Raw genomic sequence first — 5,613 nt, forward strand, 5'->3', positions numbered from 1 at the left:
GACTAAAAAACTTAGAATCACCGAAAAACATAAATAAAAATAATGTACTACCCAATAATAAAGCAATGATAAACAATGTTTGCCAAAGAAATTTTTGAATACTAAATCCTAAAATAAAATTACCTATAATTCCAGAAACACCATAAATTAGTAATAAAGCTCCAATAGAAGAATCAGAGAAATGGGCCATTTCTTGTAGTAGCGGACGTATAAAAGTATATGCTGAAAAATGCCCTGTAACGATAAATAAGGTCATCCCTAGCCCAACGACAATATTCGTTTTTTTCAATACAACTAAAGCATCTCTCCATGTACTCGTTTGTTGAACTGTAAGAGGTGGTAATGACCAAAATAGCATTAAAAATACTATTGCAACTAACATAGCTATACCAATAAATGCCAACCTCCATCCAAATAAATCTCCTAGATAAACTCCCATAGGCACACCCAATACCGAAGCTGCTGCAATACCACTAAAAATAAGTGAAGTGGCGAGACCAACTTGTGCAGTTGGAACTAAACGAACTGCAATACTTCCTGCTAGGGACCAGATTCCCCCCATAGAAATTCCAAATAATACTCGGGCCAACAACAACCAATGAAATGCGTTAGCTATTGCAAAAACTAATGTTGAAATAAACAATAACAACATAAATAAAAGGATTAATTTACGACGAGTAATGCGGTTAAATACTAAAATGACAAATGGCGCAGTAATTGCGGCAACTAAAGATGGAGTAGAAACAATAATACTCATGCTTCCTAATTGTTGTTTCATACTTTTTGCAATAGGTGTTAATAATCCAATAGGTAGCATTTCTACACTAACTACAATAAAAATCGCCAAAGCGACAGCGATAACTGCTAACCAAGCTTGCAAACCAGTTTGAGATTTTTGTTCATTTAGAATGGGGGTTTTCATATTGAGCGGGGTACATCAAATATAATGTTGTACTAAAATATACTTACCCCCCTGTACTTGATAAACTCCATTTGAGTGCCAGCAATGGGGAATAAAAGTGGTTAATCTCGCTATATCAGAGATGACTAATTTATCTGACCTTTTAATTTTTGTACGTGTCGTAGAAACTGGGAGCTTTACCGCTGCAGCTGATTCTTTTAATTTGTCACGCTCAGCAATAGGTAAATGTATTCAACGCCTAGAATATAAGTTCCACACCCGTTTAATTTATCGTACTACACGCACCTTGAGCTTAAGTGACGAGGGGCATCTATTCTATGAATACGCACAACGCATATTACAAGAAGTTGAAGAAACTGAAACCTTAATTATGACACGTACTCAAAAGCTGAAGGGACGTTTACGTCTTACAGTACCTGTTGCTTTTGGTCGAATTTATATGATGCCAATCATATTAGATTTTTTAAATGTATATTCTGAAATCGAGATTGAAGTAATTTTTTCTGATGAGTTTCAAGATTTAATACATGATGGCATAGACGTTGCCATACGATTTGGGCAACATGTGAGCAGTAATCTAGTACAACAAAAATTAGCCAGCCATTGGTTAATCACTTGTGCTAGCCCTAGTTATCTGAGAGAAAAAGGCAAACCATACAAAATAGAAGATCTACAGCAACATCAAAATCTTATTTATTTACATCAAGGCCATCAAACACCTTGGCGTTTTTATATTGAAGGGAACAATATTGACTATGTAGCACAAGGTAGAATTCGCTTATATGATGTTGAATCACTACGCGATGCGGCACTAAATAATTTTGGTATTATCCAAGTGGGCGCTTATCTTGTTACCAATGATATTTATCAGGGAACACTTGTACCAGTCTTGGAGGATATTGCACCACTACAACACTCGATCTATGCTGTATATCCATCAAAAAGACATATTTCCCCAAAAGTAAAAGCTTTAATCGAATTTATCCGGTGTTACTGGCAAAAACAACCACCAAGTTGGGAAAATCCTAAAAGCTAATCATTACTTTCATCAGCTAGCTATCTCGGTAGGATTACCTAATAAATTATAGAACCCCACTCCCCAATAACATCTCGACCCCACTCACCTTTTTCATATGCTTTAAACGCTCCTTTTCGCACTTTAACTGCTGCTTTAATTCAACACAGTCTGCATCTACAGCTTTATAAACATCACTAATGTGTACATGCTCTGCTTTTACATTCTTGGCTAACTGAAAAGAGTCCAAAATTTCAGCTATTTGACTTTCAAGCTGCTGGCTTTGTGCATCTAAAGCCAGTTTATAAAACCGCAACTGCTCAGCAGATAGCTCTTTAGCACCTAGCCCTTTATTCTGTTCAAGTTGTAACTGGAGTTTGAGTAAATAAAACAAATCCTGTTTTTCATAGGCCTGACTTGCCTGTTGAAACAATTCAGTTTTTTCTTCTTTTTTTGTTTCATCTTGCTCACGGTCAGGGTGAATCATCGCGGCAATTTTTAAATAAACTGTTTTGAGTGACTGCGCTGCCATTTGCTCAGCTTGTTCACGTTTCTGTTGCTGTCTTTGTTGTTTGGCTTGTTCCCGCGCTTGTTGTTGCTCAGCAGCATACTGTTCAAAGTCTTCTCCTAACTCTGCACTTTCTTCGTTTTCAACTTTTATTGAATGAGCTTTTTTTTTCTTTTTTAGCGACTCCCCCGCATGTTGCTGATAAAAGGTATCGATTTGCCTCACTAACTCTAACTGTTCAGCAGATAGCATTTTGGAGCGCTTCAACATTTGTGCAAGCTGGGCAATTTTTTCATCTAGTTGTTGCATATCTACTTTGGAAAACTCATGGCTATGCAGCATATTCCAAAGTTGCTCTAACTGTTGAAATAGCACTGTATGTAAATCGTTATATACAGGCATCAGTTTTTGTCGTATGTGCTGTTGAATCCCGGCTTGTGCATTTTGCCATGTGCTCAGGCTAACTTTTTGCTGTTCTATTTTATCAATCAGGCGATTCAGTTTTTTCTGCTGTGCAGACGGCTCAGACCTTTGCTGCAAGCTCACTTTGAGATCAAAGGACATACTCATCCACCCGAAAAAGAAAAAAGTGTAGCAATAATCAGAGGAGGAAGGTAGCTAAGCATTCTTTAAGTCAGAATCAGCCTATTCATTTTTTGAAAATAGAATGTGACTTGCCCAAACTTTATATTTTAAGAAATCCACCAAATCACTAATGGCAAGGTTACAGCGGCACATAACGTTTGAAAGCTAATCACGGCTGCCATGAGCTGACTATCACCACCCAAAACTTTGGTTAAAATGTATGAAGCAGAAGCCGTCGGCAACGCAAAGAAAATAACTAAAATGTGTGTTTGTAAGCTTGGTAAACCAAACCACATGCAGACCACGTAAGCCAAGGCAGGCACTGCTAAAAGTCGCGCAAATGTGTCTGCTGCCAATACCACAATGTCTTTTTTAATTTGCATAAACTGTAAAGCTGCGCCAACACATAACAAACCTAGTGGCAAACTCGACACTGAAAAAAGCTTAATAAACTGGGTAAAGCCTTCCCAAATCGGGATATGAAGCGCATTGACTGCTGCCCCAACCACACACGATGCAATTAAAGGGTTTTTAAGAAGTGCAATCAAAACAGGTTTAATTGCCATTTGTTCTTTAGAGGTTAAAGCAAGCACAGAAATAATATTTACAAGTGGAATGCAAAGCGCCAATAAAATTGCCAGAATTGCCATTCCTTCACTTTTAAAAAGCGAAGTGACTAAAGCCAAACCAATATAGGTATTAAAGCGAACCATACTTTGTACATGCACACCAAAACGTGCAGGCGGTATGTGCCAAAACATTCGGAGGATATATAAAAAGGCGGTGACTGCCAAAACCACAATCAACATCGCAATAATGGCTGTACTCAAGCTTTGTAAGTCAATTTTTGCGGTTGATAGTGTACTAAAAAGCAAAGCAGGAAATAAAATATAGTAATTGAGCTTCTCTGCCCCAACCCAAAACTCATCGCTAAAAAAACGATATTTTTTAAATAAGTATCCCGATGCAATTAATGCAACTAAAGGAAAAAGAGATAAAACAATGCTATTCATTTCTTTACTCGAGTTTTGTTGAGGCTTACTGTTTTGGCAATGACCTTGGCTTACTCATATATTAAAGATAATGAAAACTCATGATAAAATGAGTTTTTACTCATAATAAGTACAACATGACATTTACCCAGCTTGAAATTTTCGCACTCATTGCTGAACTAAAAAGCTTTACTGCTACAGCAGAAAAGCTGGGAATTTCACAGTCGGCAGTTTCCCATGCGCTTAAATCATTAGAACAACAATGGGGCATTAACCTGATTTCAAGAACTCAAAGCGATATTGAGCTCACCACGACAGGTCAGCAGTTATTGACCCATGTAAAAGAGCTATTGAGTATTTCCGATACCTTAGAAAAAGAAGTGGCTGCCATCCATGGTTTAAACGAAGGCACATTACGTATTGGCTCTTTTGGGGCTTCATCATCCATTTATTTATTGCCTGAAATTTTAGAAAGCTTTCGGCAACGCTATCCTAAAATCGAAATTTATATTGATGAAGGTGAAGATAAAGAAGTTGCTCAGTGGTTATTAGAACGGCGTATTGAGGTCGGTTTTTTGATTATGCCAGATGAGCGTTTTGATACGTTTCCCTTAATTGAAGATCGTTTTGTTGCCCTAATTCCGAGCCACTACCCGCTCGCGCAACAGCTCTATATTGATCCAGCACAGCTAGAAAATTGCCCTTTCATCATGACAATGGCTGGCAGTCGATATCAGGTCGAATTAATTTTAAAAAACTTTAATGTGAAACCAGACATTAAATTTTATGTGTCACAAATTTTGAGTATCGTCAGCATGGTTCACAACCAATTAGGGGTGTCCATTGTGTCTGATATGGTCATCACCAAAGAGTTACTCTCACTTTATCCAAACGTAGTTAAACGCCCTTTTAAACCGAACCTTAAACGTTCTATTGGACTGGCAGTGAAAAATAAAAAGCATATGAGTCCTGCTGTGAAAGCATTTATAGAAGTTGCTCAAGAGGTTTGGTCAAATCATTAAATGATAACGAATAATTTTTAGGAATTTGATAACGAACTTTTTCAGGTCAATTTATAAGCGCATTAGATGACTTGTAACGTAAAAAGCGCCATAACTGCCCTATCTCAACCAAATCAACGCACCATTTATCGCCAAAAACCACTTTTTCAATTCAAATTGGTGCACTTATTGCATATTCACTTTTATGCAATTGAGTTTGTTTCGACAAACTTAGGTTTTTAGATTCCTTAAATCTATTTTGGTGCAATTTACAGACCCAGATTTGTTCCAAAATGGAATTTAGCACTTTTTTCGAGCATGCTATGCAAAATGTAGATCTATTTTTCTTATTACTTGGTGCTGTTTTGGTTCTTGCCATGCACGCAGGTTTTGCATTCTTGGAACTTGGTACGGTTCGCCATAAAAATCAGGTGAACGCACTTAGTAAAATTCTGACTGACTTTGCCCTCTCTGCAATCGCTTACTTCTTTGTTGGCTACTACATTTCCTATGGTCAGCACTTCTTCCATGATGGTACAAGCCTCGCAAGTGATCATGGCTACAACTTAATGCGTTGTTTCTTTTTACTG

Annotated in this window: 5 protein-coding genes and 1 pseudogene; 3 read left to right on the forward strand and 3 right to left on the reverse strand. The window is 37.4% G+C overall.

The features are described 5' to 3' along the window. On the reverse strand, positions 1-922 hold a 922-nt coding region (locus UC75_RS14910), incomplete at its 3' end, for an MFS transporter (protein WP_164837883.1). 121 nt (positions 923-1,043) lie between these two features. Between UC75_RS14910 and UC75_RS14915 the strand changes: the two genes are divergently transcribed. Then, positions 1,044-1,958 (forward strand): LysR family transcriptional regulator, encoded by a 915-nt coding sequence (locus tag UC75_RS14915; RefSeq protein ID WP_049838031.1) that lies wholly within the window; start codon positions 1,044-1,046, stop codon positions 1,956-1,958. Between the two features lie 46 nt (positions 1,959-2,004). On the opposite strand, the gene UC75_RS14920 is transcribed toward UC75_RS14915, so the two are convergent. Continuing rightward, positions 2,005-3,009 carry a molecular chaperone DnaJ gene (locus UC75_RS14920; RefSeq protein ID WP_049838032.1) on the reverse strand — a complete coding sequence of 335 codons (1,005 nt, stop codon included), beginning with the start codon at positions 3,007-3,009 and terminating at the stop codon, positions 2,005-2,007. 128 nt (positions 3,010-3,137) lie between these two features. Further along, positions 3,138-4,043 carry an AEC family transporter gene (locus tag UC75_RS14925; protein ID WP_049838033.1) on the reverse strand — a complete coding sequence of 302 codons (906 nt, stop codon included), beginning with the start codon at positions 4,041-4,043 and terminating at the stop codon, positions 3,138-3,140. Between the two features lie 116 nt (positions 4,044-4,159). Here UC75_RS14925 and UC75_RS14930 point away from each other — a divergent pair, with 116 nt between their 5' ends. Together UC75_RS14930 and UC75_RS21925 are read left to right on the forward strand one after the other, a co-directional pair. Next, complete coding sequence (locus tag UC75_RS14930) at positions 4,160-5,044, forward strand: LysR family transcriptional regulator (RefSeq protein ID WP_049838034.1); 885 nt, start codon at positions 4,160-4,162, stop codon at positions 5,042-5,044. A gap of 302 nt (positions 5,045-5,346) precedes the next feature. Further along, positions 5,347-5,613: pseudogene (locus UC75_RS21925) on the forward strand (ammonium transporter); the annotation flags it as partial.

Source organism: Acinetobacter sp. V2, assembly GCF_001188385.1.
GTDB classification, from domain to species: Bacteria; Pseudomonadota; Gammaproteobacteria; order Pseudomonadales; family Moraxellaceae; genus Acinetobacter; species Acinetobacter oleivorans.